Raw genomic sequence first — 1791 nt, forward strand, 5'->3', positions numbered from 1 at the left:
GAGCTGCTGGAGCACCCGCGCCGAGGCGCCGGTGCCTCTGTCGGACCACCATGCCATCAGGGCGTTCCCGCGCTGCTCTTCGAGAACGCGGGCGAGCTTCAGGACGGCGAGAGTTCCGTCCGCGGTGCGGACGAAGGTGACCTCGCTGCTGCGGGTCGCGACGGTCGAGGCATCCGTCGTCAGCTGCCAGGCGTCGAGATAGGAGGTGGTCGCGTCCACGCGCCCCAGTCTGCCCGGTAGGCTTGTCGGCAGGAGGACCCATGACTGTCATCAAGCTCGTGATCGCCGCCATCTTCTTCGCCGGCGGCTTCGTGCTCTTCGCCGTCGCGCCTGAGCTGCCGAGCTGGCAGGCGCCGGTCTTCTTCGCCGGCATCGTCGCGATCGCCCTGTCGTTCGCCCTGCCGATGAACGTCTTCTCGCGGTCCAGCTAGGCACCGCCACCGAAGGGCCGGCGCGGCGATGAGGCGTGTGCGTGCAGTCGTGACCGGCGACGTCCAGGGCGTCGGGTTCCGCTACGCGGCCCGAGATCACGCGCTCGAGCTCGGTCTCGCCGGCTGGGTGCGCAACACGCCGCACGGGGCGGTCGAGGCCGAGATCGAAGGCGAGTCCGGAGTCGTCGAGCGCATGCTCGCCTGGCTCGACCGCGGGCCGCAGGCGGCGCGCGTGGCGTCGGTCGAGGTCACCGAGATCCCCGTCGTGCACGAGACCGCCTTCGCCATTCGGAGCTGACGCGACCCGGCCGTAACGTACGCGAACCGTGAGCCTGCTATGTTCACCAGCAGTTCACCTTCCTTACACCCGATCGGGGGCCACTGTGACTCGCACTTCCCAACGCCTTCCCCTGTTCATCGGCGCGGCCATCGCCGCCGGTGGGCTCGTTCTGGGCGGCACCTTCGCCGCCAGCGCCCACCCCGGCTCGCCCGCCGCAGCCAACCAGACCGTCGTCGATCGTCAGGCGGCCGGCGCGCTCGCCGAGAACTCCTACGTTCCGAAGGACGGCAACGCCGAGCCGAACATCGGCATCGTCGAAGACCAGATCAAGGCCTACTACGGCTCGGCCACCACCACCTACGACATCCCCGGTGTCGGCGACGACGTCACGGCGACGATCCCGTCGAGCACCTCGAACTACGCGAAGCAGATGGCGCAGATCGTCGCGGGCGCCGAGAAGTACCTCACCTCGCCGCAGGCCCGCCCCGCCCACGGCACCAAGCCGGCCATCGTCTTCGACGTCGACGACACGCTGCTGAACACCTACGACTACGAGATCGCGAACTCGTTCGGCTACAACCCCACGATCAACGGCTACTGGGTGAACGCGGGCGCGTTCCCCGCCGTGCCCGGCATGGTCGGCCTCTACAAGTTCGCGCAGGCGCACGGCTACACGGTGTTCTTCATCACGGGGCGCCCCGAGGCCCAGCGCGCGGCGACCGAGGCCAACCTCGCGAGCACGGGCTACGGCACGATCGACGACTCGAAGCTGTTCCTCAAGCAGCCGACCACGCCGTCGTATCTGAGCTGCGCGGCCGCCAGCTGCACCACCATCGAGTACAAGTCGGGCACCCGTGCGCACATCGAGACGCAGGGCTACGACATCGTGGCCGACTTCGGCGACCAGTACTCCGACCTGACGGGCGCGGCACACGGCAAGCAGTTCAAGCTGCCGAACCCGATGTACTACCTGCCGTAACGAGCGCAGACTGAGCGCATGAGCGCTCGGGGGCATCGGATGCCGCGGCCGCTCCTCCTTCTCGGGGGAGCGGCCGCGGCTCTTGTGCTCGCGGCGTGCAC

Annotated in this window: 4 protein-coding genes; 3 read left to right on the forward strand and 1 reads right to left on the reverse strand. The window is 68.9% G+C overall.

The features are described 5' to 3' along the window. A partial coding sequence (locus tag ACM2XV_RS14985) for an aminoglycoside phosphotransferase family protein (RefSeq protein WP_487027516.1) occupies positions 1-219 on the reverse strand: 219 nt, incomplete at its 3' end. A 41-nt stretch (positions 220-260) separates the two neighbouring features. Here ACM2XV_RS14985 and ACM2XV_RS14990 point away from each other — a divergent pair. The 3 genes from ACM2XV_RS14990 to ACM2XV_RS15000 all read left to right on the forward strand — a co-directional run bounded on the left by ACM2XV_RS14990 (position 261) and on the right by ACM2XV_RS15000 (position 1690). Beyond that, a complete protein-coding gene (locus ACM2XV_RS14990; protein ID WP_344774999.1) occupies positions 261-431 on the forward strand; it encodes a hypothetical protein in 171 nt (56 codons plus the stop codon). A 49-nt stretch (positions 432-480) separates the two neighbouring features. Further along, on the forward strand, positions 481-729 hold the full coding sequence (locus tag ACM2XV_RS14995) for an acylphosphatase (RefSeq protein WP_344774997.1): 249 nt from the start codon (positions 481-483) through the stop codon (positions 727-729). Between the two features lie 85 nt (positions 730-814). Continuing rightward, complete coding sequence (locus ACM2XV_RS15000; protein ID WP_487027517.1) at positions 815-1690, forward strand: HAD family acid phosphatase; 876 nt, start codon at positions 815-817, stop codon at positions 1688-1690. Positions 1691-1791: the final 101 nt, after the last annotated feature.

The organism is Gryllotalpicola sp. CP2-P1 (assembly GCF_057512245.1).